Annotated in this window: 26 protein-coding genes; 10 read left to right on the top strand and 16 right to left on the bottom strand. The window is 68.2% G+C overall.

The features are described from left to right. Positions 1 to 78: 78 nt before the first annotated feature. The 14 genes from lpxK to ACO2Q2_RS01280 form a co-directional block, all read right to left on the bottom strand. Complete coding sequence (gene lpxK, locus ACO2Q2_RS01215) at positions 79 to 1,056, bottom strand: tetraacyldisaccharide 4'-kinase (RefSeq protein ID WP_423253941.1); 978 nt, start codon at positions 1,054 to 1,056, stop codon at positions 79 to 81. A gap of 7 nt (positions 1,057 to 1,063) precedes the next feature. Beyond that, positions 1,064 to 2,827 (bottom strand): lipid A export permease/ATP-binding protein MsbA, encoded by a 1,764-nt coding sequence (msbA, locus tag ACO2Q2_RS01220; protein WP_423253942.1) that lies wholly within the window; start codon positions 2,825 to 2,827, stop codon positions 1,064 to 1,066. Positions 2,828 to 2,832: 5 nt separating this feature from the next. Beyond that, positions 2,833 to 3,273, bottom strand: coding sequence for an ExbD/TolR family protein (locus tag ACO2Q2_RS01225; protein ID WP_423253943.1), 441 nt, complete (start codon positions 3,271 to 3,273; stop codon positions 2,833 to 2,835). Between the two features lie 5 nt (positions 3,274 to 3,278). After that, complete coding sequence (locus ACO2Q2_RS01230) at positions 3,279 to 3,923, bottom strand: MotA/TolQ/ExbB proton channel family protein (protein WP_423253944.1); 645 nt, start codon at positions 3,921 to 3,923, stop codon at positions 3,279 to 3,281. A gap of 104 nt (positions 3,924 to 4,027) precedes the next feature. Next, positions 4,028 to 6,349, bottom strand: a complete 2,322-nt coding sequence (locus ACO2Q2_RS01235) for a DNA internalization-related competence protein ComEC/Rec2 (protein WP_423253945.1) — start codon at positions 6,347 to 6,349, stop codon at positions 4,028 to 4,030. A 106-nt stretch (positions 6,350 to 6,455) separates the two neighbouring features. Then, complete coding sequence (lolD, locus tag ACO2Q2_RS01240; RefSeq protein ID WP_423253946.1) at positions 6,456 to 7,181, bottom strand: lipoprotein-releasing ABC transporter ATP-binding protein LolD; 726 nt, start codon at positions 7,179 to 7,181, stop codon at positions 6,456 to 6,458. A 4-nt stretch (positions 7,182 to 7,185) separates the two neighbouring features. Then, positions 7,186 to 8,430, bottom strand: coding sequence for a lipoprotein-releasing ABC transporter permease subunit (locus ACO2Q2_RS01245; protein ID WP_423253947.1), 1,245 nt, complete (start codon positions 8,428 to 8,430; stop codon positions 7,186 to 7,188). A gap of 135 nt (positions 8,431 to 8,565) precedes the next feature. Next, complete coding sequence (locus ACO2Q2_RS01250) at positions 8,566 to 8,994, bottom strand: hypothetical protein (protein WP_423253948.1); 429 nt, start codon at positions 8,992 to 8,994, stop codon at positions 8,566 to 8,568. Then, positions 8,966 to 9,214, bottom strand: coding sequence for a succinate dehydrogenase assembly factor 2 (locus ACO2Q2_RS01255; protein ID WP_423253949.1), 249 nt, complete (start codon positions 9,212 to 9,214; stop codon positions 8,966 to 8,968). The genes ACO2Q2_RS01250 and ACO2Q2_RS01255 overlap by 29 nt, the downstream gene beginning before the upstream one ends. Before the next feature lie 72 nt (positions 9,215 to 9,286). Continuing rightward, on the bottom strand, positions 9,287 to 10,069 hold the full coding sequence (locus ACO2Q2_RS01260) for a succinate dehydrogenase iron-sulfur subunit (protein ID WP_423253950.1): 783 nt from the start codon (positions 10,067 to 10,069) through the stop codon (positions 9,287 to 9,289). A gap of 97 nt (positions 10,070 to 10,166) precedes the next feature. Then, positions 10,167 to 11,954, bottom strand: a complete 1,788-nt coding sequence (gene sdhA / locus ACO2Q2_RS01265) for a succinate dehydrogenase flavoprotein subunit (protein WP_423253951.1) — start codon at positions 11,952 to 11,954, stop codon at positions 10,167 to 10,169. Position 11,955: 1 nt separating this feature from the next. Beyond that, on the bottom strand, positions 11,956 to 12,345 hold the full coding sequence (sdhD, locus tag ACO2Q2_RS01270; protein WP_423253952.1) for a succinate dehydrogenase, hydrophobic membrane anchor protein: 390 nt from the start codon (positions 12,343 to 12,345) through the stop codon (positions 11,956 to 11,958). Continuing rightward, positions 12,342 to 12,737, bottom strand: coding sequence for a succinate dehydrogenase, cytochrome b556 subunit (gene sdhC / locus ACO2Q2_RS01275; protein ID WP_423253953.1), 396 nt, complete (start codon positions 12,735 to 12,737; stop codon positions 12,342 to 12,344). Before sdhC ends, sdhD begins: the two co-directional genes overlap by 4 nt. Before the next feature lie 84 nt (positions 12,738 to 12,821). Further along, positions 12,822 to 12,989 carry a DUF1674 domain-containing protein gene (locus tag ACO2Q2_RS01280; protein WP_423253954.1) on the bottom strand — a complete coding sequence of 56 codons (168 nt, stop codon included), beginning with the start codon at positions 12,987 to 12,989 and terminating at the stop codon, positions 12,822 to 12,824. Between the two features lie 116 nt (positions 12,990 to 13,105). On the opposite strand from ACO2Q2_RS01280, the gene ACO2Q2_RS01285 reads away from it, so the two are divergent. Next, positions 13,106 to 13,921 carry a YgfZ/GcvT domain-containing protein gene (locus tag ACO2Q2_RS01285; RefSeq protein ID WP_423253955.1) on the top strand — a complete coding sequence of 272 codons (816 nt, stop codon included), beginning with the start codon at positions 13,106 to 13,108 and terminating at the stop codon, positions 13,919 to 13,921. Between the two features lie 444 nt (positions 13,922 to 14,365). Beyond that, positions 14,366 to 14,800 (top strand): cell wall hydrolase, encoded by a 435-nt coding sequence (locus ACO2Q2_RS01290; RefSeq protein ID WP_423253956.1) that lies wholly within the window; start codon positions 14,366 to 14,368, stop codon positions 14,798 to 14,800. 87 nt (positions 14,801 to 14,887) lie between these two features. Here the strand turns inward: ACO2Q2_RS01290 and ACO2Q2_RS01295 are convergent, their stop codons facing one another. Both ACO2Q2_RS01295 and ACO2Q2_RS01300 read right to left on the bottom strand, forming a co-directional pair. Next, positions 14,888 to 15,379, bottom strand: a complete 492-nt coding sequence (locus ACO2Q2_RS01295; RefSeq protein ID WP_423253957.1) for a glycine zipper 2TM domain-containing protein — start codon at positions 15,377 to 15,379, stop codon at positions 14,888 to 14,890. 10 nt (positions 15,380 to 15,389) lie between these two features. Beyond that, on the bottom strand, positions 15,390 to 15,959 hold the full coding sequence (locus tag ACO2Q2_RS01300; protein WP_423253958.1) for a glycine zipper 2TM domain-containing protein: 570 nt from the start codon (positions 15,957 to 15,959) through the stop codon (positions 15,390 to 15,392). 179 nt (positions 15,960 to 16,138) lie between these two features. On the opposite strand from ACO2Q2_RS01300, the gene ACO2Q2_RS01305 reads away from it, so the two are divergent. From ACO2Q2_RS01305 to ACO2Q2_RS01340, 8 genes are all read left to right on the top strand, one after another. Beyond that, on the top strand, positions 16,139 to 16,927 hold the full coding sequence (locus tag ACO2Q2_RS01305; protein ID WP_423253959.1) for a TatD family hydrolase: 789 nt from the start codon (positions 16,139 to 16,141) through the stop codon (positions 16,925 to 16,927). A 75-nt stretch (positions 16,928 to 17,002) separates the two neighbouring features. Beyond that, the gene (locus tag ACO2Q2_RS01310; protein WP_423253960.1) at positions 17,003 to 17,527 is read left to right on the top strand and encodes a MarR family winged helix-turn-helix transcriptional regulator; all 525 of its coding nucleotides are present in this window, start codon (positions 17,003 to 17,005) and stop codon (positions 17,525 to 17,527) included. A 25-nt stretch (positions 17,528 to 17,552) separates the two neighbouring features. Next, positions 17,553 to 19,034, top strand: a complete 1,482-nt coding sequence (locus ACO2Q2_RS01315; protein WP_423253961.1) for an efflux transporter outer membrane subunit — start codon at positions 17,553 to 17,555, stop codon at positions 19,032 to 19,034. After that, positions 19,031 to 20,236, top strand: a complete 1,206-nt coding sequence (locus ACO2Q2_RS01320; RefSeq protein ID WP_423253962.1) for an HlyD family efflux transporter periplasmic adaptor subunit — start codon at positions 19,031 to 19,033, stop codon at positions 20,234 to 20,236. The genes ACO2Q2_RS01315 and ACO2Q2_RS01320 overlap by 4 nt, the downstream gene beginning before the upstream one ends. Positions 20,237 to 20,242: 6 nt before the next feature. Continuing rightward, complete coding sequence (locus ACO2Q2_RS01325) at positions 20,243 to 21,796, top strand: DHA2 family efflux MFS transporter permease subunit (RefSeq protein WP_423253963.1); 1,554 nt, start codon at positions 20,243 to 20,245, stop codon at positions 21,794 to 21,796. A gap of 105 nt (positions 21,797 to 21,901) precedes the next feature. After that, positions 21,902 to 22,411: a polyhydroxyalkanoate synthesis repressor PhaR gene (gene phaR, locus ACO2Q2_RS01330; RefSeq protein ID WP_423253964.1), complete on the top strand. Its 510-nt coding sequence runs from the start codon at positions 21,902 to 21,904 to the stop codon at positions 22,409 to 22,411. Between the two features lie 195 nt (positions 22,412 to 22,606). Next, the gene (locus ACO2Q2_RS01335) at positions 22,607 to 24,001 is read left to right on the top strand and encodes an FAD-dependent oxidoreductase (protein ID WP_423253965.1); all 1,395 of its coding nucleotides are present in this window, start codon (positions 22,607 to 22,609) and stop codon (positions 23,999 to 24,001) included. Further along, entirely contained in the window at positions 23,994 to 24,413 is a 420-nt protein-coding gene (locus tag ACO2Q2_RS01340) for a DUF3293 domain-containing protein (RefSeq protein ID WP_423253966.1), read from the top strand. The genes ACO2Q2_RS01335 and ACO2Q2_RS01340 overlap by 8 nt, the downstream gene beginning before the upstream one ends. Positions 24,414 to 24,420 lie beyond the last annotated feature (7 nt).

Raw genomic sequence — 24,420 nt, forward strand, 5'->3', positions numbered from 1 at the left:
CCCGGACAGGACACGAGCGCGACGGGGAATCCCGGATTCATGCGCCCGGATGCGCCGCGCCTCGGCGGGAAGCGCGGGTCAGCGGGAAGCCGCGTCGAGGCGCGCACATAGGGCGTCGATAAAAGCCGGGTCCAGCACGGCGCGCACAGGCACGCGCCACCAGCCCGGGCGGGCGAAGCGCCGGCACTTGATCGCGTCCTTGTCGGTCATCAGCAGAGGGGCGTCGCCGGCAAAGGCCAGATCTTCCGGCGCGAAGGCGTGATGATCGGCGAAGCGATGGCCCCGTACCTCCAGCCCGTGCGCGCGCAGGCTGTCGAAGAAACGATCCGGATGGCCGATCGCCGCCACCGCATGCACCGGCGCGCCGGTGAAGCCGGTCAGCGGGCGCGTGGCACCATCCACGAGCGACACCGCCAGGTCGCCGACCAGGCGCATCGCGTGTTCGCCCTCGCCCGCCGCGCCGTTGCAGACGCGGAAATCGACGCGGCGCAGGCGCGACAGCGGCTCGCGCAGCGGGCCGGCCGGAAGCAGGCGACCATTGCCGAATCGGCGCTCGCCGTCTATCACGCAGATCTCCACGTCGCGGGCCAGCGCGTAGTGCTGCAGGCCGTCGTCGGCGATCACCACGTTGCAGCCGGCCTGCAGCAGCAACGCGGCGGCCGCGGGACGATCCCGCCCCACCGCCACGGGTACGCCGCCGGCGCGGATCAGGCAGGGTTCGTCGCCGAACTGCGCCGGATCGGGATCGTCGCCAAGCAGCGCCGGCTCGCGTTGAATACCGCCGTAGCCCCGGCTGACCACGCCCGGTCGCCAGCCGCGCGCAGCGAGCGCCTCGACCAGCGCCAGGGTGAGCGGGGTCTTGCCGGTGCCGCCGGCGGTGAGGTTGCCCACCACCACCACCGGCACCGCCAGCCGCCTGCTGCGCAGCCAGCCGATGCGATAAAGGGCACGGCGCAGTGCGGTCAGTACGCCGTACAGCCAGGCCAGCGGAAAGGTCCAGATCGGCGCGCCGCGCGTGCCGTACCAGCTCGCCTGCAGCGTGTCGGCCAGCGCCATCGGCCGCTCAGTCGTGGGCGGGCTGATGGAACTGCATGCGATGCAGCGCCGCGTAGTGGCCCTGCATCGCCAGCAGCTCGGCGTGCGTGCCGCACTCCACGATGCGCCCGTGGTCCATCACGGCGATCTGGTCGGCGCCCTCGATGGTCGACAGGCGATGGGCGATCACCAGCGTGGTGCGATCCTTCATCAGGCGCTGCAATGCCTGCTGGATCAGCCGTTCGGACTCGGTGTCGAGCGCGCTGGTGGCTTCGTCCAGCACCAGGATCGGCGCGTTCTTGAGGATGGCGCGTGCAATGGCGATGCGCTGGCGCTGGCCGCCGGAGAGCATGCCGCCAGCCTGCCCGATCGGGCTGTGCAGCCCCAGCGGCATGCGGCTGATGAATTCCATCGCATTGGCTGCTTCTGCGGCCGACTCGATGTCCGCCTCGCTGGCTCCGGCCAGTTCGCCGTAGGCGATGTTTTCGGCCACCGTGCCGTCGAACAGCACCACGCTCTGGCCCACCCAGGCGATCTGCCGGCGCAGCGACTTCAAGGGATAGTCACGATAATCGCGGCCATCCAGGAAGATGCACCCCCGGCTTGGCTCATAAAAGCGCGGCAACAGGCTGACCAGGCTGCTCTTGCCGCTGCCGGACCGTCCGACGAGTGCGGTCACCCGACCCGGCGGACAAGCCAGATCCACGCCGCGCAGGGCAACCACCTCGCTGCCGGGATACTGCAACTCGACTCCACGAAATACCAGGTCGCCAGCGGTCCGCTCAAGCGGCTGGGTGCCGATGTCGGGTTCCGGCGGCTGGTCGATCACCGCGAACAGATCCTGTGCGGCCGCCAGCCCTTTCTGCACATTGGGCTGTACGTTGGCCAGCCGTTTCAGCGAGGAGAGCATGGCACCCATCGCCGTGAGCACGGCCAGAAAATCGCCGGGGGATATCCGGTCGATGACCGCCGGCCGGGTGCCAAGGAAGACCAGCAGCGCCAGCGCCAGCGCGGCGACCGTCTGCACGGTCGAACTGGAAGCGGCACTGGTGGCGGCGATCTTGAGGTTCAGTCGCCTCGATCGATGGGTGATCTCGTCGAACCGACCGGCCTCGTGCGCCTGGCCCGCATAGATCCGCACCTCACGATGCGCGCCAACCGACTCCTCGACCGTACCCGTCACCGATCCCATGGTGCCCTGAATCCGCTGGCTGATCAGGCGATAGCGCCGACTGACCACGGTCGCGATCATCAGGATCGCCGGCACCATCACCAGCAGCGCCAGGGTCAGATAGGCGCTGTGGTAAAGCATGACCGCAAGCATCCCGAGCACGGTCGCGCCGTCGATCACGACCACCTTCACGGCATCGGTCACCGCCTGGGCGACCTGCTCGGTGGTGTAGGTGATGCGCGATATCTGCTGGCCGGAATGCTCGGTGCCGAAGAAAGCCGCTGGCAATCGCAGGTATGCACCGAACACATCCCTCTGGATCGACTGCACCACATTGCGACCGATATAGGCCATGCCGTAGCCGCCGACGAAGGTAGCCACTCCGCGCACGAGAAAGATGCCGATGATCCAGATCGGCATCCAGAAGATGTAGTAGGGATTCTTCAACGCGAACAGCTTGTCGATGATCGGCTGGATCAGGCTGGTGAAAGCTGCCAGCGCGACGCCATCGACCACCATGGCCAGCAGCGTCACGAGCGCCATCGCCTTGTAACGCCGCGAGTAGCCGAGCAGCCGCTTGTAGGTGGTCCAGGGATCGGTACTGGCGGTAGTTGCCGTCACTCGCGTCACCGCTCGCTGCCCGGATCGCCGGGCGGATTCGGCGTGGTGGCGATCGACAGCCGGGTAAAGCCCAACTGGCCCAGCGCGTCCATCGCGGTGACCACGTACTGGTGCGGCGTCATCGCGTCGGCGCGGATCACCACCTGGCCGTCGCGGCGGCCGCCGGCATTCTGTTCGAGCATGCGCCGGAGCGGCCCGATGCCCTCGCCCATCACCTCGTCGCTGCCCACGTAGAAGCGCCCGTCGCGGTCGATCATCACGGTGAGCAGCGGCGCTTGGGCATCGCGATCCTCGGCGCTGGCCTTGGGCAGGGTCACCTGCATGCGCGCGTGCTGCACGAAAGTGGTGGTGAGCACGAAGAACATCAGCAGGGTCAGCAGCACGTCGATCAACGGGATCACGTTGATCTCGAAATCGTCGCGGCGACGGTCCGAACCGATACGCATGGAATTTACCCTGCCGCCGGGGCGCGGCGCGGGCGCGACACCATCGGCGTGCCGACGGTGAGATCGTCCAGCAGGGCGATCGCCTCCTTCTCCATGTCCACGCAGTAGCCCGTCACTTTGCTGCGGAAGTAGCGGTGCAGCACGTAGGCCGGGATCGCCACCACCAGGCCGGAAGCCGTGCAGATCAGCGCCTCGCCGATGCCGCCGGCCATCTTCATGGGGTCGCCCACGCCGCCCCTCATCACGTCCAGGAACATGCGGATCAGGCCGATCACGGTACCGAACAGGCCGAGCAGCGGGCCGATCAGGGCGATCGTGCCCAACGTGTTGAGGTAACGCTCCATGCGGTGCGCCACGTGGCGGCCGGTGTCCTCCAGCCGCTCCTTGATGAGCTCACGCGAGCGGTGGCGCACCGCAAGCGCCGAGGCGAGCAGTTCGCCCAGCGGCGACCCGTCGGCCAGGGCCTCCAGGTGCTGCGGATCGAGCTTGCCGCTGCGCGCCCACTCGCGCACCTCGGCGCCCAGGCCCGGCGGCAGCACCGAGCTGCGCCGCAGCGACCAGAAACGCTCCAGCACGATCGCCAATGCGATCGCCGAGCAGAACAGGATGGGCACCATGGCCCAACCGCCAGCCATCAGGATTTGCAGCACGACGACTCCCGCACGACGCAGCCAAGAACGAAGCGGCGATCATACCAGTCCACCGCGGCGGTTCCGTGGGCTGCGTCCGGCTGCGGGCGATCGAGGCGGCCAGCCTATTTCTCGCGCCAGTAGCGGCGCTGCCGGCGACGTTCCTCCGCGCTGACCGAGGCCGGGCCGCGCGCGGGGAAATCCAGGCGGATCGCCCCGGCGCTTGCGGTGTTGCGCAGCGCCACGCCGGCCGCGGCGTAGCGCGCCACGATGTCCGGATGCGGATGGCCGAAGCGGTTGTGCCAGCCGGCCGAAACCAGCCCCAGCGCGGGATGCAACGCCTGCAGGAGCGCCTGCGACGATGAGGTCTTGCTGCCGTGGTGCGGCACGCTGAGCACCACCGGCCGTCCCGACGGCACGGCGGCCGCCATGGCAGCCTCCACGCGCCGGGTGATGTCGCCGGTGAGCAACAGGCGGTCCGCGCCGCCGTCCACCAGCAGCACGCACGAGCGATCGTTGCCCTTGCGCTCGCCGCCGCGCGGGCCAAGCATGCGGAACGTCACGCCATCCCACGTCCATGCCTGCCCGGCGACGCAGTTGTCCATGCGCACCGGCAGCCGCTTCGGCTCGCCGCTGAGCCGCAGCGTCGGCGCATAGGCGTCCAGCACCGCTTCGGCGCCGCCGGCGTGATCGTTGTCGGCGTGACTGATCACCAGCGCATCGAGCCGACGCACACCCAGCGCATGCAGCGACGGCACCACTGCCGCCGCGCCCACGTCGAACCCCGACGGATAACGCGCGCCCGCGTCGTAAAGGAGTACATGATGCCGCGTGCGCACCACCACCGAGAGCCCCTGCCCCACGTCAAGCATCCAGACTTGAAAGGCAGACGGCGGGATCGACGCCTGCAGCGGCCACAGCAGCGGCAGGAACAGACCGACGCCCAGCCAGCGCGTGGGCGTACCCCGCGGCGCCAGCAGCCACAGCGCACCGACCGAGGCCAGCAACAGCGCCCACGGCGACACCGCCGGCAGATACCAGGACGCCCCCGGCAGCTCGGCCAGCCACGCCAGCACGCGCCAGAGCCGATGCGCCCCCACGCTGGCCAGCCACAGCGGCGCGAACGCCAGCGGCGGGCACGCGAGCATCAGCAGTACGCCGCACAGCGTCAGCGGCACCAGCACGAAGCTCACCACCGGCACCGCCAGCAGATTCGACAGCGCCCCCAGCAGCGACGCCTGCCCGAAGAACCACAGCGTGAGCGGCAGCAGCGCGATCGTCATCACCCACTGGCCGGCGGTGAGGTCGTGCAGGAAACCGCGCAGACCCCGTCGCGGCGACCCGAGACACAGCATCAGGAAGGCCACGCCCACGAAGGACAGCCAGAACCCGGCCGACAGCACCGCCAGCGGATCGACCAGCAGCATCGCCAGCATGGCCAGCGCCAGCCCGTGTGCCGCGCTGGCGTGGCGCCGTCCACCGCGCGCCAGCACCACCACGGCGATCATCAGCAACGTGCGCAGCGTGGGCAGCCCCATGCCGGCCAGCGCGCCGTATGCCGACGCCGCCAGCAGCGCGGCCAGCGCCTGTGCCTGCACGCGTGGCCGGCGCAGCGCCAGCCCCGGCCAGAGCCAGTACAGCAGGGCGGCAAGTCCCACGCCGAAACCCGCCGCGACACCCACGTGGAAGCCGGAGATGGCCAGCAGATGCGATACGCCGTTCGCCCGCGCCACCGACCAGTCGTCCGCGGAGAGACCGCGCACGTCGCCCACCGCCAGCGCGCGCAGCAGGGCGGCATCGTGCGTATCGGGCACGCGCCGTTCGATGCCATCGGCCAGCCGTGCGCGCAGTCGATCCACGCAATGGCCATCGGCCAGCCGGTGGTTGGAGGCGCTCCTGCGCACGTAGCCGTTGGCGACGATGCCGCGCTGCAGGGCGCTGCGCTCGCTGTCCGCGCCGCCCGGATTGATCATCCCGCGCGGCCGTTTCAGGCGCACCCGCAACTGCCAGGCTTCGCACGGCTGCACGGGCGGCGGATCGTCGTACCACGCCAGCTGCACGCGGCCCCGCAGCGGGAGCGGCCGGCCATCGAGCGTCGCCGAGCGCACGGCCAGCGTGAAACGGGTGCCGTCGGGACGTGGATCGGGCAGATCGGTCACCCGACCCTCGACGATCAAATCCCGGCCTTCGAGCAGGGGTGGCAGCCGCGCCTGCATCGCCCAGGCGCCGTGCAGCATCGCCCAGCCCAGTCCGCACGCGGCCCATCCGACCATCCGCCAGCGAGGTCGGCACCAGCCCACCACCGCCAGCATGGCACTGGCCGCCGCCGCGGCGACCAGCCATGCCCCGGTGGGCAGCGCAGGCCAGCACTGCACCGCCAGCACGCCGAGCAGCAGCGCCAGGCTGCTGCCGATCACCCCGCACGAAACGCTTTGTCGTGGCGACATCCCTGCGCCTGCCGTTGGAAGCCCTGGACAAGGCTAGCGGCGTTGGCGCGAACGCATCAGCCGCTCCGGCGTAGGCGCATGCCGGCCCGCGCTGCGGGGGAAGGACTCACATCTCGCGCAGCAGGGCGGCCGGATCGGCGCGCGGCGGCTCGCTGAGCACGCCGTTGTGCAGCACCAGGGTGCGATCCATGCGCGCGGCCAGGCGCGTGTCGTGGGTGACCAGGATGAAGCTGGTGCCGATCTCGTGGTTGAGTTCCAGCATCAGTGCGTAGACCTGCGCCGCGTTGGCCTCGTCGAGGTTGCCGGTAGGCTCGTCGCCCAGCACGCAGGCCGGCCGGGTCACCAGCGCGCGCGCCACCGCGCAGCGCTGGCGCTCGCCGCCGGACAGCTCCGACGGCTTGTGCCGCAGGCGGGCGGCCAGGCCGACGCGGCCGAGCAGCTTGCCCGCCTCGCGCTGCGCCTGCGCGATGCCCACGCCACGGATCAGCAGCGGCATGCACACGTTCTCCAGCGCGGTGAACTCGGGCAGCAGATGGTGGAACTGGTAGATGAAACCCAGCGAGCGGTTGCGCACGCGGCCGCGCTCGGCGTCGGAGAGCGAGGAGAGCAGGCGCCCCTCCACTTCCACTTCGCCCGCCGTGAGCGTATCCAGGCCGCCAAGAATATGCATCAGCGTGCTCTTGCCCGAGCCGGACGCGCCCACGATCGCCGCCGTCTGCCCGCGCCTGAGCTCGAAGCTCACGTCGGTGAGCACGTCGGTGTGTAGGTCACCTTCGCGATAGCTCTTGGCGATATGGCTGGCGCGCAGCACCACGTCATTGCCTGTGTTCATCGGCTTACTCATAGCGCAGCGCCTGCGCCGGCTGCGTGCGCGAGGCGCGCCACGCGGGGTAAAGGGTGGCCAGCAGCGAGAACAGGAAGGTCACCAGCGCCACCCAGCCGACGTCGACCGGATCGAGTTTGCTGGGCACGTTGGAGATGTAATAGACGTCCGGCGACAGGAACTGCACGTGGAACACATCCTGGATCCAGTCGACGATGGCCGGCAGCTGCCACGACAGCAGCGAGCCCAGGCCCACGCCGAAGCCGATGCCGACGAAACCCACCAGCAGCCCCTGCACCATGAACATGCCCATGATGCTGCGCGGCGTGGCGCCGAGCGTGCGCAGGATGGCGATGTCGGCCTGCTTGTCGGTCACCAGCATCATCAGCATCGAGATCAGGTTGATCACCGCAACCAGGATGATCAGCGAGAGGATGATGAACATCACCTTCTTCTCCATCGAGATGGCGGAGAAGAAGTTGCTGTTTTCCTGCATCCAGGTGCGCACGCTGTAGAGCTGGCCGAGCCGGTCGCTCAACTGGCGCGCCACCGTGCCGGCATTCCACAGATCGTCCAGCCGCAGGCGGATGCCGGTGGGGCCGGACAGGCTGCCCAGTTTTTCCGCATCGATCATGTTGATCAGCGCCAGACCCGAGTCGTACTGCTGCATGCCCAGCTCGAAGATGCCCGTCACGCGAAAGCCGCGGATGCGCGGCACCGAACCCATCGGTGTGGCGCGCAGCTGGGGCACGTACATGGTGACGTGATCGCCCACGTTCACCCCCAGCGTCATCGCCAGTTCCTTGCCCAGCACGATGTTCCAGCCGCCGGGCGTAAGCGAGTCGAACCGGCCCTGCACCATGTGCCTGTCGATGTCCGACGTCTTCGGTTCCAGCGCCGGCTCGATGCCGCGGACGATGGCCCCGTTCGACCCGTAGCTGCCCTGCAGGAAGGCCTGCATCTCCACGTAGGGAGCGGCACCCCTCACGTGCGGATTGCGCCGGGCGAGCGCCACCGTGCCGGGCCAGTCGTGGATGCTCTCGCCCACCCCGGAGATCGTGGCGTGCGACACCGCACCGAGGATGCGCGTGCGCAGCTCGTTGTCGAAGCCGTTCATCACCGACATCACGGTGATCAGCGCCATCACGCTGATGCAGATGCAGATGATCGACACCGTGGAGATGAAGGAGATGAACTGGTTGCGGCGCTTGGCGCGCGTGTAGCGCAGGCCGATGAAGAGTTCGAGCGGTCGGAACATGGCAACCTGATCTGTATGGGGCTGGCGCGCCGGCCAGTTGGGCATGCCTGATGGCTCAGGTCCTGATCGCTCAGGCCTGGCATGGACCGCACCAGCGCGGCAGAGTGCCCGATGCCGGCGCAGGCGGCAACCGGCTCAGCGCGGGGAAAGCGCCTCGCCACCCGATGCGGCCAGGCGCATGCGCAGGCGCCGCCGGGTATCCCCGTCGCTGTTGTCCGGCAGCAGCCAAAGGTCGTGACGCATGCCTCCACCGGCCAGATTGAGGACGATGCAGCCAGCCAGGACGCGGAACGAACGCAGGGTCACGGCGGCGTCGCTGCCGTCGGCCATCCGCAGCGTCCAGCCGGACGCCGGATGCCAACCCACCGCCGTGGGGGGCGTCACGCGCCGCCAGTGGGCCAGGCCAAAACCCGCGATCAACAGCAAGCCGAGTCCCGCCTGGGTGGCCAGGCCCACGCCGCTCAGCATCAGCGCCAGCACGGCCAGCCCCGCGACGAGCCAGCGCAGACGCCGGATCAGTCGCGACGGACGGTACTCAAAGCCGATGGCGGGCGCGGATGTCATCGATGATCGCCTGCCAGTCGGCGCGCGGCGCGCGGGCGTGGCCCATCACCCAGTCCCACAGGTCCGGGTCCTGCACATCCAGCAGTTCGTCGAAGGCCTGCCGCCTGGCCTCGTCGGCCGCCGGAAAGGACTCGTCCAGCCAGCCGCCGAACAGCGCATCCAGCTCGCGGGTACCGCGGCGGGTGCGCCAGCGCAGTCGTTTGATGCGTGCCTCTTCCACGATTTTCGGCTCTCCAAAAGCATGCGGGCCGCCCGGAGGCAGCCCGCAGGTCAGACACTAGCAGGCAACCGCTCAGACCGCGCGGCGCTGCACGATCAGCTTCTTGATCTCGGCGATCGCCTTGGCCGGGTTCAGGCCCTTCGGGCAGGTGCGCGTGCAGTTCATGATGGTGTGGCAGCGGTACAGCTTGAACGGATCTTCCAGGTCGTCCAGGCGCGCGCCGGTGTCCTCGTCGCGGCTGTCGACAATCCAGCGGTAGGCCTGCAGCAGGATCGCCGGGCCGAGGTACTTGTCGCCGTTCCACCAGTAGCTCGGACAACTGGTCGAGCAGCAGGCGCAGAGGATGCACTCGTACAGGCCGTCGAGGTGCTTGCGGTCTTCCGGCGACTGCAGGCGCTCGCGGTCCGGCGCCGGGCTCTGCGTGCGCAACCATGGCTTGATCGAGGCGAACTGGGCGTAGAAGTGCGTGAGATCCGGTACCAGATCCTTCACCACCGGCATGTGCGGCAGCGGGTAGATCTTCACGTCACCGCCGGCGCAGTCGTCGATGGCCTTGGTGCAGGCCAGCGTGTTGGTGCCGTCGATGTTCATCGCGCACGAGCCGCAGATGCCCTCGCGGCAGGAACGACGCAGGGTCAGCGTGGGATCGATCTCGTTCTTGATCTTCAGCAGCGCGTCCAGAACCATCGGGCCGCACGCGGCCAGGTCGACCTCGTAGGTGTCGATGCGCGGATTCTGGCCGTCGTCCGGCGACCAGCGATACACGCGGAAGGTGCGCGGCTGCTTCGCGCCCTGCGCCGGGAAATGCCTGCCCGGCTGGATCTTCGAATTCTTCGGGAGGGTGAACTCTGCCATGTGCGGAACCCTTCAATCTCGTTAGGAGGGCCTGACGGCCCCGACCACCTGCGATGCGCGAGCGATGCCGGCAGCAAGGATCGCCGGCATCGCCAGATCAGTAGACGCGCTTTTTCGGCGGCACCACTTCGACCTCGTCGGTCATCGTGAACATGTGCACCGGGCGGAACTCGAAGCTGGTCCTGCCGGCCTCGTCCACCTTGACCAGGGTGTGCTTCATCCATTCGGTGTCGTTGCGGTCCGGGAAGTCCTCGCGGGCATGCGCGCCGCGGCTTTCCGGACGCTGCTCGGCCGAGTGCATGGTCGCCACCGCCTGCGCCAGCAGGTTCGAGAGCTCCAGCGTCTCGATCAGGTCGGAGTTCCACACCAGCGAGCGGTCTGAGACCTTGACGTCCCTGAAAGATTCGTAGACCTCGGAGATCTTGCGCTTGCCATCCTTCAGCGTATCGCCGGTGCGGAACACCGCCGCGTCGCTCTGCATGGTGCGCTGCATTTCCGCGCGGATCTTCGCCGTCGGCGTGCCGCCGTTGGCATGGCGCAGGCCATCGAAGCGGGTGAGTGCCTTGTCCAGCACGCTCGCCGGCAGATCCTTGTGCGACGCCCCCGGCTGGATCACCTCGGCGCAGCGATTGGCCGCTGCGCGACCGAACACCACCAGGTCGAGCAGCGAGTTCGAGCCCAGGCGGTTGGCGCCGTGCACCGACACGCAGGCCGCCTCGCCGATCGCGAACAGGCCCGGCACTACCGAATCAGGGTTGCCGTCCTTCAGCTGCACCACTTCGCCGTGGAAGTTGGTCGGAATGCCGCCCATGTTGTAGTGCACAGTCGGCAGCACCGGGATCGGCTCCTTCGCCACGTCGACGCCTGCGAAGATGCGCGCCGACTCGGCGATGCCGGGCAGCCGCTCGTGGATCACGTCCGCACCCAGGTGCATCAGGTTCAGATGGATGTGGTCCTTGTGCTCGCCGACGCCACGGCCCTCGCGGATCTCGATCGTCATGGCGCGGCTGACCACGTCGCGCGAGGCCAGATCCTTTGCGTTCGGGGCGTAGCGCTCCATGAAGCGTTCGCCTCCGGAGTTGGTGAGGTAGCCGCCCTCGCCGCGCACGCCCTCGGTGATCAGGCAGCCCGCGCCGTAGATGCCGGTCGGGTGGAACTGCACGAACTCCATGTCCTGCAGCGGCAGGCCGGCGCGCAGCACCATGCCGCCGCCGTCGCCGGTGCAGGTGTGCGCCGAGGTGGCGCTGAAATACGCGCGGCCGTAGCCGCCGGTTGCCAGCACCACGGACTGGCCGCGGAAGAAATGCAGCGTGCCCTCGTTCATGTCCAGCGCCAGCACGCCGCGGCACACGCCCTCTTCGTCGAAGATCAGGTCGATCGCGAAGTACTCGACGAAGAACGAGGCGTCGTGCGCCAGCGCCTGCTGGTACAGCGTGTGCAGGATCGCGTGGCCAGTGCGGTCGGCCGCGGCGCAGGTGCGCTGCGCGGTGCCCTTGCCGTAGTGCGTGGTCATGCCGCCGAACGGACGCTGGTAGATCTTGCCCTCGGCGGTGCGCGAGAACGGCACGCCGTAGTGCTCCAGCTCGATGATCGCCGGGATCGCCTCGCGGCACATGTATTCGATGGCATCCTGGTCGCCCAGCCAGTCCGACCCCTTGATGGTGTCGTAGAAATGGAAGCGCCAGTCGTCCTCGCCCATGTTGCCGAGCGCGGCGGAAATACCACCCTGCGCGGCCACCGTGTGCGAGCGGGTCGGAAACACCTTGGTGATGCACGCGGCCTTGAGGCCCTTCTCGGCCAGGCCGAAGGTGGCGCGCAGGCCGGCGCCGCCGGCGCCGACCACGATCACGTCGTACTTGTGCTGCTGGATCTTGTAGCTTTCCACTTCAGGCTCCCAGGGCGACGCGCAGGACCGCCAGCACGCCCGCGAGCGCGCCCAGCACCGCGAGGAACTTCACCAGCACCAGCAAGGACACTTCCTTCCAGCGCGTGTGCACGTAATCTTCAATCACCACCTGCAGGCCGAGCACGGCGTGCCAGAACATGATGACCACGAAAGCGATCAGCAGGATCGCGTTCCACGGCTTGCCCACCAGCGTACGGGCCGTCTCGTAGTCGGCATGCGCCAGGCGCAGCACCGTGGCAAGAAACCACAGGCCGAGAACGACGAGCGCGATCGCGGTGAGGCGCTGCGTCCACCAGTGGCCGACACCCGACTGCGCCGAACCGAGGCCGCGCGCCCGCTTGATCGGATGCTGCAGATCCTTCGCGCTCATGCCGCACCTCCTGAGTTCAACACATAGGCCCAGACCAGCAGCGTAATCACCAGGCTGCCGATCACTGACAGCCAGCTGGAGCGCACGAACTGTGGGATGGCGTAACCGGCGCCGGTGTCCTGCACCAAATGTCGAATGCCGTTGCACAGGTGGTAGCCGAACGCCCAAGTCCAGCCGAACAGGATCAGCAAGCCGGGCGCACTGCCGGCACACGCCTTGAACGCGGCAAAGGCCGCATCGCCTCCCGCCAGGGCCGTCAGCCCCCACACGATGATCGCGCTGCCGAGGGCAAGCACGATCCCGGTCGCTCGATGCAGGATGGAAGTCATCATCTGCACCTGCCACTTGTAGACCTGCAGGTGCGGAGAAAGCGGTCGTCGCGTGTCGGCCATGGTGGCTATCCTGGTGTGGAATCGCTGGTTCCCACGCCGACCATCGTTGTCCATCCACACGCCGGCGATGGCCGGCGCGACGGATCAGAAATCGATGCAGCGACCGTTCTTTTCCCAATCGCCGTAGCGTGTGGGATCCGGCGCCGGCCGCTCGTCCGTCTTGACCGTGCCGGCGGGCTTCGCCGGCACGGTTTCCTTGCGGGCCGGATCGGCCGAAGGCGTCTTTTCAGGATGGGAGCGATTGTCGGACATGGCTACTCTTAGCTGAACAAGAGTAATACCTGTACGCCTGTCGGCACAACCTGACGCGGTGCCTGACAGGTGCCGCATCCTTGCCTTCACGGCCCCTCACCCCCACTGCTTGAGCCATGTCCGACTCGACGCCCTCCACGGTTGCCCAGACGCTCGTGATCGAGGGTCCGGATGCCATCCCCTTCGCGCAAGGCCAGTTCACCAGTGCCGTGTCGTCCATGGCGACGGGGCATTGGCAGTTCAGCGCATGGCTGGATGCACAGGGACGCGTGCGACATTTTTTCCAGCTCGCCAAGCTGGCACCGGACCACCTCGTGCTGCTCCTGCGCGGCGGGCATGCGGAAGCGATGAAGAACGATCTGGCGCGCTTCGTGTTCCGCGCCAAAGTATCGATGCGCGCGGACGACTCACGCTTCGTCGAGCGGGGTGCCGCGCTGGCCATGCACCGGATGCAGGATGCCGACGGAGCGCTCCGCTTTGGCTGCGGCGACTATTCCCTGGTGCTCTCGCCACAGCCAGGCGCCAGCGATTCCTGGCGTGCGGCGCAAGTGAAAGCCGGCTGGCCGTGGCTGCCCGATGCACTGCAAGGCATCTTCCTGCCGCCCGCCCTGTCACTGCATCGCCTGCAGGCGGTGAGCCTGGAGAAGGGTTGTTATCCCGGTCAGGAGATCGTCGCCCGGTTGCACTACCGCGGTGGCAGCAAGCGGCGGCTGTGCCGGGTCGGATTGTCGCAGCACGTGCCTGCAGGCACGTCGCTCGGTGAAGGCGATGGCGGCGCGACCGTCCAACTGCTGGATGTCGTGGGCACCGAACACGGCGTCGAAGCGCTCGCCATCTGCCAAGCGGACTCCACCGGCATGCGCATGCCGCTCTCGGCGATCCATGCCGGTCGCTCGATCTCGCTGGACTGCCTCGAAACGTGGCCTGCGTGAGCGCTATCCGGCGGCAATGCAAATGTGAGCGCCCAGTGAATCCGGAAGCATCGGCACTTGCCTTCACGCAATCGCGCCACTAGTCTCCGCCGAACTTTTGAGCGGCCCACCACCTCGTGGACCGATGCACGCGACGAACCGGAAGAGTCCGGATCGGCGCGACCCGACAAGACGATCTGTCGGAAGGAATCACCGCCGTCCGTGGCGGAGCAGTTGCAGGCAATGCGGGGGCAATGACCCCGTCGATGGTCCGGCAGCACGGGTCAGGCCAGGCAACCAAGCGCCCGCCCGACCCGCCACAATCCCGTGGCAAAGGCACCCAAGGCCCCCAAGTTTCGGCCCGAGTGTCATTCATCCAGGTGGAACGGCCTGCCCGCCCGTCCACCGCAACGGCGCACGTGCCCGGCTCTCGCCGGCCATGCGTACAGCACGTTGGAGGCAGACATGAAACTTTCTCTTCTACTGTGGATGGCATCCGTGCTTCCCCAGCCGGTAGCGGACCAGGCGTGCCTGGCCACGACCGTCTACCTGGAAGCGCGCAGCGAACCCACCATGGGACAGCTTGCCGTCGCCGAAGTCGCGCTGCGGCGCCGCGAACGGGGGCAATGGGGCAACACGGTGTGCAAGGTGGTCACCGCCCCACACCAGTTCGCCACCACCACCACGCCCGGTTCGTTCGACATCTCCAACATGCAGGCCTTTGCGAAAGCGTGGAAGATCGCTGGCGAATCGATGAGCAACTGGCAGCTCCCCGCCGCCGAGCGCCGACTGGTGGTTCCGCATGCCGACCATTTCGCCACGCTTGCCATAGCGCCCTACTGGTCGATCAACCAGACCGGTCAGATCATCGGCGAACACCGCTTCTACGCCGTCAACTGATCAGGCACATCATGCAAAACAAAAAACCCTCCGGACGGAGGGTTTTTTGTTTGGACGTCCAGATGTCCAATCAGCCCACATTGACTTCTATCGTGCGTAGACGCGACCACCCTGGATCTGCACGTAATCGCCATTGCGAACACGCGGATCCTCCGTCTGGGTGACGGTGGTGTACTCACCGCTGTCGAGGCGAACGGTTACCCGCCACGCCACATCGCTGCCGCTGTGCGCGTTGGCGACTTTGTTGCCCACCACACCGCCAGCGACCGCCCCGGCTACGGTGGCGGCCTTGCGGCCATCACCCTTGCCGATCTGGTTGCCCAGCACGCCCCCGGCCACCGCACCGATGACTGCACCGAGGGTGCCATTGCTCTTGCGCTCCACGTAGACCTGCTGCACTTCCTTGACCACGCCGCAGCTGTTGCAACGGGCCGGCCCGCGGTTGTCATAGCCATACGCCGGTTGCGACGGACGACTGTAGCCCCCGTTGCCGTAGGGCGCGGTTTCGCAACCCGTCAGCGCAAGGGTCGCTGCCAGTGCAGCTGAGACGAGCACCATCTTGCCTGTTGCAATAGCCATGGAGTACTCCTCAGTGAGCGTCGGAAACGGCGGTAACACCTTCCTGGACCTGCACGCGATCGCCCGGATCATGGTCCATGCGAACCGTGCGGGTTACCCCGTTGTACTCGTAGCGCACGTCATAACCGACCAGCTTGGTGCTTGTGTCGTTGACCGTGCTGCAACGGCGCTCGACGGTGGACGTGGTGGTCGCGTGCTGGCGACTCGCCTCGATTTTCTTGCCGGCATATCCACCACCCACCGCGCCGGCCACGGTCGCCAGGGTCTTGCCCTTGCCTCCACCGATCTGGTTGCCTAGCACGCCGCCCACCACGGCACCGATGGCGGTACCGGCGATCTGGTGCTGATCCTTCGGCGGCGAGGTGGTGTTCACCACCTCGTCGTGGCACACCTGCCTGGGCGTGTTCACGGTCTGGCGGACCGGATCCACGCTGATCACCTTGGCATACTTGACGCCGTTCGCGCCCGCATCGCCTGCAACTCCGGCATCGGCGCTCGCATCGCGGTTGCATGCCACCAGACTTGCTGCCAACGCAGCAGCCATCCCCACATGAAGCACGTTGACCATTGCACGATTCATCATGACTCTCCTCGTTTGAACCCCTGCGAGACGGCGCGCGCTGCGCCCCTTCGCCTTTCGCCGAACCATTGAAACCCTGCGCAACTGAATACGACCTAGCTCCTTCCCGTCACCTGGCTTTCACGTGACGCCTGCCACAGCCGCGAGTCGAAATCGGCCGCAGCCATCGACATCCATCCATGACCACGCTCGTAGACAGCCACCTTCATCTGGACGACGAACGCTTCGACGCAGACCGCGAGCAGGTGCTGTCACGGGCGCGCGAGCACGGCGTGCGATCCATGGTAGTCCCTGCCGTGCATCGGCGTAGCTGGGACGCCATCGGCTTACTTGCGGACCGGCATCGCGACGTCTTCCCCGCCTACGGCCTGCACCCGATGTTCCAGCCCGAGCACACCGTCGAGCATCTTGAGGCCCTGCCCGGATGGCTCGACGCGCACCCGGCCATCGCCGTCGGTGAGATCGGCTTGGACTTTTTCGCCGGGGACGCCGACCGGGAGACCCAGCAGCTTTATTTTTCACGCCAGTTGGCGATCGCGGGCGAGCGCGGCCTTCCCGTCATCATCCATGCGCGCCGCGCGGTGGACGCAGTGATCCTGGCAGTGCGCCGACAACCGGGCCTGCGCGGCGTCGTGCACAGCTTTTCCGGCAGCGAGCAACAGGCCCGGCAACTGTTCGACCTCGGATTTTTCCTCGGCCTTGGCGGACCGCTGACCTATCCCGGCGCCCGGCGCCTGCATCGCCTGGTGGCGACGATGTCGATCGACCGGCTCCTGCTGGAAAGCGACGCCCCCGATCAGCCGGGCGTCGAGCATCGCGGCCAGCGCAACGAGCCGGCGTGGGTCCGAACGACCCTGTCCCATGTGGCCCGATTGCGCGGCGAGGCCGAGGCCGCCGTCGCCGCCGCCACGTCAGCCAATGCCGAGCGCCTGTTCGGATTGCAGTCTTTCCGCAGGCGACCGGACTGATCCACCGGCACCGTTGCATCGCTGGTAGGCGACTTGCTATCTTTTTATTTCACCAATGAAATATAAGCTGATGAAATGACCACGCTGCGCAACTGCATCGCGATGATGGATCAGGGCATCGATCGGCTCGGCGCTGCGATTGCGGGCATGCCCGCGGGCAAGGCCAAGCTCAGCCGGTTGATGCTGATGGTGGGTGGTCGCCTGCGGGAGGAACTGGAGCTCACGCTCAAGCCGCACAAGCTCAACCACAGCGAATTCCTGACGCTGATGATTCTCTACAGCAGCCCCGACGGCAGCTCCACGCCTGGCGAGCTGTGCGAATACACCTCGCAGGGAGCCACCAACATGACCCGCATCGGCAACGCGCTGGTGCAACGCGGCCTGATCGTGCGAGCCGCCAGCAAAGAGGACCGTCGGCGGGTGCTCATCCGCATCACGCCCGCCGGCAAGCGCTTCGTGCAGAAAATGCTGCCGACGCTGTTTCCGCGCGTGAGCGCCATGTTCGACGGCTTCAGCGGGCCCGATCGTCGCAACCTGGGTCACCTCCTGCGCAAGCTGGCGGACAACCTCGATCAGCTGCACGCCCCCACGCTCCCATGAATCACGACCCGACGAGGCCTTCCCGATGAAGCACGCCCTGCCCCGCGGGCGCACCCTGTTGCTGGCCGCGATGACGGTGGCCCTCGCCGCGTGCGTCACGCCTCCGCGCAAGCTCGATCCTCCGCTGCTCCGCGATGACGTTCCGCTGGCCGGGCTGCCGACCACCACGCGCGCCGGCTGGCCGGCTGCCGACTGGTGGACCACATACCACGACGACCAACTCGATCGCCTGATCGACCTGGCGATGCGTCAGGCCCCGGATCTGGCGCTGGCGCAGAGCCGCGTGGGCAGTGCCGAACAATCGATCCGCGCGGCCGCCGCGCAGGCCGGGCTCAACATCAACGGCAGCGCTCAGGTGGCGCGGCAGCGCCTGAGCGAGCACGGGATGATTCCCAGCAGATTCCTCGGTTTCACCTGGTACAACCAGGCTGACCTTGGCGTGCAGCTGCGCTACGACTTCGACTGGTGGGGCAAGACGCGGGCGGCCGTGGCGTCGGCACTGGACCAGGCCCACGCTGCCGAAGCGCAGCGCAGCGCGGCGGCGCTGGCGATCCAGTACGCGGTGGCCGACACCTACTTTGGCTGGCAGGCCGATCAGGCGCGCCTGGCACTGGCCGTCCAGGCGCTCGCTGTACAGCAGCGGCTGGCCGACATCGCGCAGCTGCGCGTTCGTCAGGGCGTCGACCTGCCCGACGAGGCCTCGCGCGCGCAGGCCCAACTGGCCGCCGCACGCGGGATGCGCACGGCGATCGACAGCTCGGCCCGGATCCGCCTCGCCGCGCTGGCATCGCTGGTCGGCGTGGCGCCGGCCGAACTTCCGAAGCTCGCGCCGCGCCCGCTCCCCGACGTGTCCGGCGGCCTGCCGGCGGGGGCCGGCCTCGATCTCATCGCACGCCGCCCCGACATCGCCGCCAGCCGCTGGCAGGTGGAGGCGGCGCTGAAGCAGACCGACGTGGCGCGCGCCCAGTTCCTGCCGGATCTCAGCATCAGCGCGATGGCGGGACTGTCCAGCATCGACCTCGGCCAGCTGTTCACCGCCGGCAGCCGCACGTTCGCGCTTGCACCGGCACTGCACCTGCCGCTGTTCAACAGCGGCCTGCTGCAGGCCAACTACGGCCTGAGCAAGGCACAGCTCGACAGCGCCGTGGCGCAATACCACAGCGTGGTGCTGCAGGCGGCTCGCGACGTGTCGACCCAGGCCCTCACCGCGCAGATGCTGGCCGAGCGTCGCATCCAGCAGGAGGCACAGCTGGCCGCCGACGAGCGCCTGCTCGCCGCGGCGCAAGCGCGTGCCGCACAGGGCGTACGCGATGCCCGCGAATCACTGGCGGCCCGCGCCCAGCTGCTGCAGCAGCGCGACGCCGCCACCCAGCTGCAGGCGCAGGCCGTCAGCACCGACCTCGCCCTGATCAAGGCGCTCGGCGGCGGCTATCGTCCGCCTTCGTCCGACACCGCATCCGATACCTCCTCGCCTTCCCCTGACCATGCTGGAGCCCCTCGTCCATGAGCGCCACCGAGTCCACCGCCACGCCCGCGCCGACCGACGCCAAGGAGAGCGGCATGGCCGCCAGGAACCCGGCCAAGCGCCGCCGCGCGCTGATCGTCGTCGCCGGCATCTTCGTGCTGGCCGCCGTCGGCTGGCTGCTGCTCTGGCTGCTGGTGCTGTCGCGCCGCGAGAAGACCGACAACGCCTACGTCGGCGGCAACCAGGTCGCCATCTCGGCGCAGGTGCCGGGCACGGTGGTGGCGATCATGGCCGACGACACGCAGCGGGTGGAGGCCGGCCAGGTGCTGGTGAAGCTCGACGGCACCGATGCCGACATCCGCCTGCAGCAGGCGCGCAGCGCGCTGGCACAGGCCGTGCGTGGCGTGCGCCAGCAAACCGACAGTGCCGCCGGTGCCGAGGCGCAGGTGGCGGCCCGTCGACTGGAGCTCGGCAAGGCCGAGGCCGATCTCAAGCGCCGCCTGCCACTGGTTGCAGCGAACGCGGAGTCACCGGAAATCATCCAGCATCTGCGCGATGGGGTGGCCCAGGCGCGTACTGCGCTGGACGCGGCGCAGGCCCAGGCATCCGCCGCACGCGCGGCGGTGGAAGGCACCGACGTGGCGCACAATCCGGTGGTGATGCAGGCGCGCGCCGATTTCCGCGCGGCGTGGGTGGCTGCCCGGCGCAACGCGATCTACGCGCCCGTCTCGGGTTATGTCGCGCAGCGCAGCGTGCAGTTGGGCAACAGCGTGCAGCCTGGCCAGCAGTTGATGACCGTGGTACCGCTGCACAACCTGTGGATCGACGCCAACTTCAAGGAGAGCCAGCTGCGTCACATCCGGCTGGGTCAGCCGGTGACCATCGAGGCGGACATCTACGGCAGCGATGCCGAGTACCACGGCAAGGTGGTCGGCATCGGCGCCGGCACCGGCAGCGTGTTCTCGCTGCTGCCGGCGCAGAACGCCACAGGCAACTGGATCAAGGTGGTGCAGCGGGTACCGGTGCGCATCACGCTGGACAATGCCGAGCTAGACAGGCATCCGCTGCGCATCGGTCTGTCCGCCGCCGTCACGGTCGACATCACCGACGACAAGGGGGACGTGCTGGCCAGGGCGCCCGCGGTGCAGCCGGTCGCCAGTACCGACGTTTACGACCGGATGGCCGCCAGGGCCGATGCCGAGGCGGACCGCATCATCGTCGCCAATCTGCCCGCTGGGCGCTGAGCCACCATGGCCGCCACGCCGAACGACACTGCACCGCTGAAGCCACTGCACGGCGGCGCGCTGGTACTGCTCACCGCCGCCGTCGCGTTGAGCACCTTCATGGAGGTGCTGGACATGACCATCGTCAACGTCGCCGTACCGCACATCGCCGGCGGTCTGGGGGTGAGCCCGAGCGAAGGCACCTGGGCGATCAGTTCCTACGCGCTGGCCAGTGCGATCATGCAGCCGCTCACCGGCTGGATCGCCAAGCGCTTCGGCGAGGTGAAGACCTTCGTAGTGTCGGTGCTGCTGTTTGTGGTGTTCTCGATGATGTGCGGCCTGGCCACGTCGATGCCGGTGCTGGTGGTCGGCCGCCTGATGCAGGGTGCCGGCTCCGGCCCGATGGTGGCGCTGTCGATGACGCTGCTGCTGTCGAGCTACCCGAAGGAGCGTCAGGGCATTGCGCTGGCACTGTGGGCGATGACCGTAGTGGTGGCGCCGATCTTCGGGCCGATCCTCGGCGGCTGGCTCACCGACAATTTCTCCTGGCCGTGGATCTTCTACATCAACCTGCCGGTGGGTCTGGCCGCGGCGGTGGTCACCTGGGCGCTGCTGCGCAAGCGCGAAACCAGAACCTTCGACATGCCGATCGACGTGATCGGCCTGGTATTGCTGGTGGTCGGCGTGGGCGCGCTGCAGTTCATGCTCGACAACGGCAACGACCACGACTGGTTCTCCTCGCCGATGATCACCACCCTGGGCATCGTCGCGCTGGTCTGCCTGACCTTCCTGATCGTGTGGGAGCTGCACGCCAAGCATCCCGTGGTCGAGCTGTCGCTGTTCCGCCAGCGCAACTTCGCCGTGGGCGTGACCGGGCTGTCGCTGGGCATGATGGCGTTCTTCGGCATCAACGTGGTGTTCCCGCTGTGGCTGCAGACCACGCTGGGCTATACCGCCACCTGGGCGGGGCTCGCCACGGCGCCGGTCGGCATCCTCGCCTTCCTGATCGCGCCGATCCTGGGGCGCAACCTGCACCGGCTCGACCTGCGCGCGGTGGTGACCTTCGCGTTCGTGATGTTCGCCGTCACCTCGTACTGGTCCGCCACCTTCGACAGTTCCGCCTCGTTCTCCGCGCTGGTGCTGCCGCGCTTCGTGATGGGCATCGCCATCCCCTGCTTCTTCATCCCGCTCAACCAGGTCTACCTGTCCGGCCTGCCGGCCGCGGAAATCGCCAGCGCCTCGGGGCTGGCCAATTTCTGCCGCACGCTGGGTTCGAGCGTGTCCACGGCCGTGTCGGTGACGCTGTGGCAGCACCGTGGCGAGTTCCACCATGCCACGCTGACCGAGAGCATCACGCCGGCGCATCCGGCCACGACCACCTTCCTGCAGCAGCTTTCGCACGCGGGCCTGCCCTCGACCAAGGGGCTGGGGGTGATCGACCGCTTGCTCACGAGGGAGGCGCTGACCCTGGCCGTGAACGACGTGTTCTGGCTCTGCGCGGTGCTGTTCGTGCTGCTGATCCCGGTGCTGTGGCTGGCCAAACCGCCCTTCGGCAGCGCCGGCGGCGGCGTAGGTCATTGATCCGGCGTCGGGCCGAGACGATTTTGCTGCACTCCGGCGTGCAGCATTGCGACTGTGCAGTATTGCAACTGGTGCAGCGCAATACCTTCTGCTAGTTTCCGCCACATGGCACAAACACTCCGCATCATCAAGAAGTATCCGAACCGTCGGCTCTACGACACGGAAATCTCCAGCTACATCACGCTGGAGGAAATCCGCCAGCTGGTGCTGGACGGCGAAACCTTCGAGGTCCGCGACGCCAAGAGCGGTGAGGACCTCACCCGCTCGGTGCTGCTGCAGATCATTTCCGAGCACGAGGAGAAGGGGCAGCCGATGCTGTCGCCGCAGCTGCTGAGCCAGATCATCCGGTTCTACGGCGACTCGCTGCAGGGCTTCATGGGCCCTTACCTGGAGCGCAGCCTGCAGGTTTTCCTCGACCAGCAGCAGCAGTTCCGCACCCAGCTCAACAGCCTGATGGGGCAGACCCCGTGGTCGATGCTCAACGACCTCACCGAGCGCAACATGGATGCGTGGAAATCCATGCAGCGCGGCTTCCTCGATGCGGCCACGCAGGCCAAGCCTGCCGCCGCCACGCCCGGCGCGAACACCGGCCGCACGGGCAAGAAGTCCTCCTGATACCGCCGGGGCGCGCCCGCGGCCGCCCCGGGCCCGTTCCCCTTCGGCGGCCGCTGCAGCACAGCACGTGCTGTCGTCACCGGCGCCAACCCGCCGGTCAACGGCGGTACTTCCTGAGCTTCTGAGCGACCCGCCGGCGGCTTGCACCGGGCCGCTGCCTGATCGACAGTGGCGCCCCACGCGACGGACCCACCCTTGGCATCCCCCACACTCACTCTCGCCGGCGGCGGCCTGGTCGGCGCCCTGCTCGCGCATCTGCTGGCCCGCGCGGGCTTCGACGTCGAGGTGTTCGAAAAGCGCCCCGACCCGCGCCGCGCCGGCTACGAAGCCGGTCGCTCGATCAACCTGGCGCTGGCCGAACGCGGATTGCATGCGCTGCGCGCCGCCGGCCTGGCCGAGCAGGTGCTGGCGCGGGCGGTGATGATGCGCGGTCGCATGGTGCACGTGGACCGGCAGGCACCCTCGCTGCAGCGCTACGGCGTGGACGACAGCGAGGTGATCTGGTCGGTCTGCCGCGGCGCGCTGAACATGCTCACGCTCGACGCCGCCAAGGCATCCGGCGTGCGCTTCCACTTCGGCCACGTCATCCGCGACGTCGATTTCGACCGCCAGCGGCTGTATCTGGTCGACGCCGGCGGGGCGATGCGCGAGCACGCCTTCGACCGCCTGATCGGCGCCGACGGCGCGGGCTCGGCGGTGCGCGCGGCGATGAACCGGCGCCAGCCGCTGGGCGAGCGGGTGGAAGCCCTGGGCCATGCCTACAAGGAGCTGGAGATCCCGCCGGTGGAGGCGCTGCCCGGCGCACCCGCCAGCACGCACGGGCATTTCGCGCTCGAACCGCACGCGCTGCACATCTGGCCGCGCGGTGGTCACATGTGCATTGCGCTGCCCAATCCGGAAGGCAGCTTCACCGTGACGCTGTTCCTGCCGGGTGTGGGGCCGCACCCGAGCTTCGCCACCCTGCCCGATGCGGACAGCGCCGAGCGCTTCTTCCGCACCGAGTTTCCCGACCTGCTGCCGCTGATGCCGCGCTTCGCGCACGACTTCGCAGCGCATCCGGCCCCCAATCTCTACACGCTTTACCTCGACCGCTGGCACCTGGACGATCGCGCCGTGCTGCTGGGCGACGCCGCCCACGCCATCGTGCCGTTCCACGGCCAGGGCATGAACTGCGGCCTGGAGGACGCCGTCGAACTGGCCGGCTTGCTGGCGTCCGACGGCGGCGATGGCGCCGGTGTATTCGAGACCTTCCAGCAGCGTCGCAAACCAAACGCCGACGCGATTGCCGCCATGGCGCTGGAGAACTACATCGAGATGCGCGATTCGGTGGCGGACCGGCACTATCTGGCCAAGCGCGAACTCGGCGCGCGCCTGGCGGAGGCGGCACCGGAGCACTTCATGGCACGCTACCGCATGGTCACCTTCACCCGCCTGCCGTATGCCTATGCCTACGAACGCGGCCAAGCGCAGAACGCACTGCTTGACCGGCTGCTGGCCGGCCGCGACAGCGCCACGGCCGTGTCGCTGGACGAGGCTGTGCGACAACTGCGCGCCAGCCTGCCGCCGCTGCCCGTGATCGAACGTGGATGAGGCCCTGCTCGCGGCGTACCTGGCCACGGATTACCGCATCCGTCTGCCGGCCGGCGGATGCGCGAGCCTGCGCATCGGCGCGCCGATGCCCGATGCCCTGCGGCAGCTGACGGGCGACGCGGCCTGGGGCGTGATCACCGCATGGAACCCGCGTTCGCAGCCCATGCCGAAGGCGTGGAATCGCCGTGCGCAACGCGCGTTGCTGGCCGACCTGCGCCAGCGCGAGGACATCGCCGGCATCCACGCTGCGGTCGGCGTGGGAGTCGACGGCTGGCGCGAACCCAGCCTGCTGGTGATCGGTCCGGATGCCGCCAGCCTGCGCTCGCTGTGCGCCCGCCTTCACCAGCACGCTTTCGTCGCCGGCGAAGGCGGGACGCCACCGCGACTGTGCTGGACGGGCGACATACCGTGACGGCCGC

It is taken from the genome of Dyella sp. KRB-257, assembly GCF_049445995.1.
Classification (GTDB): Bacteria; Pseudomonadota; Gammaproteobacteria; order Xanthomonadales; family Rhodanobacteraceae; genus Dyella_A.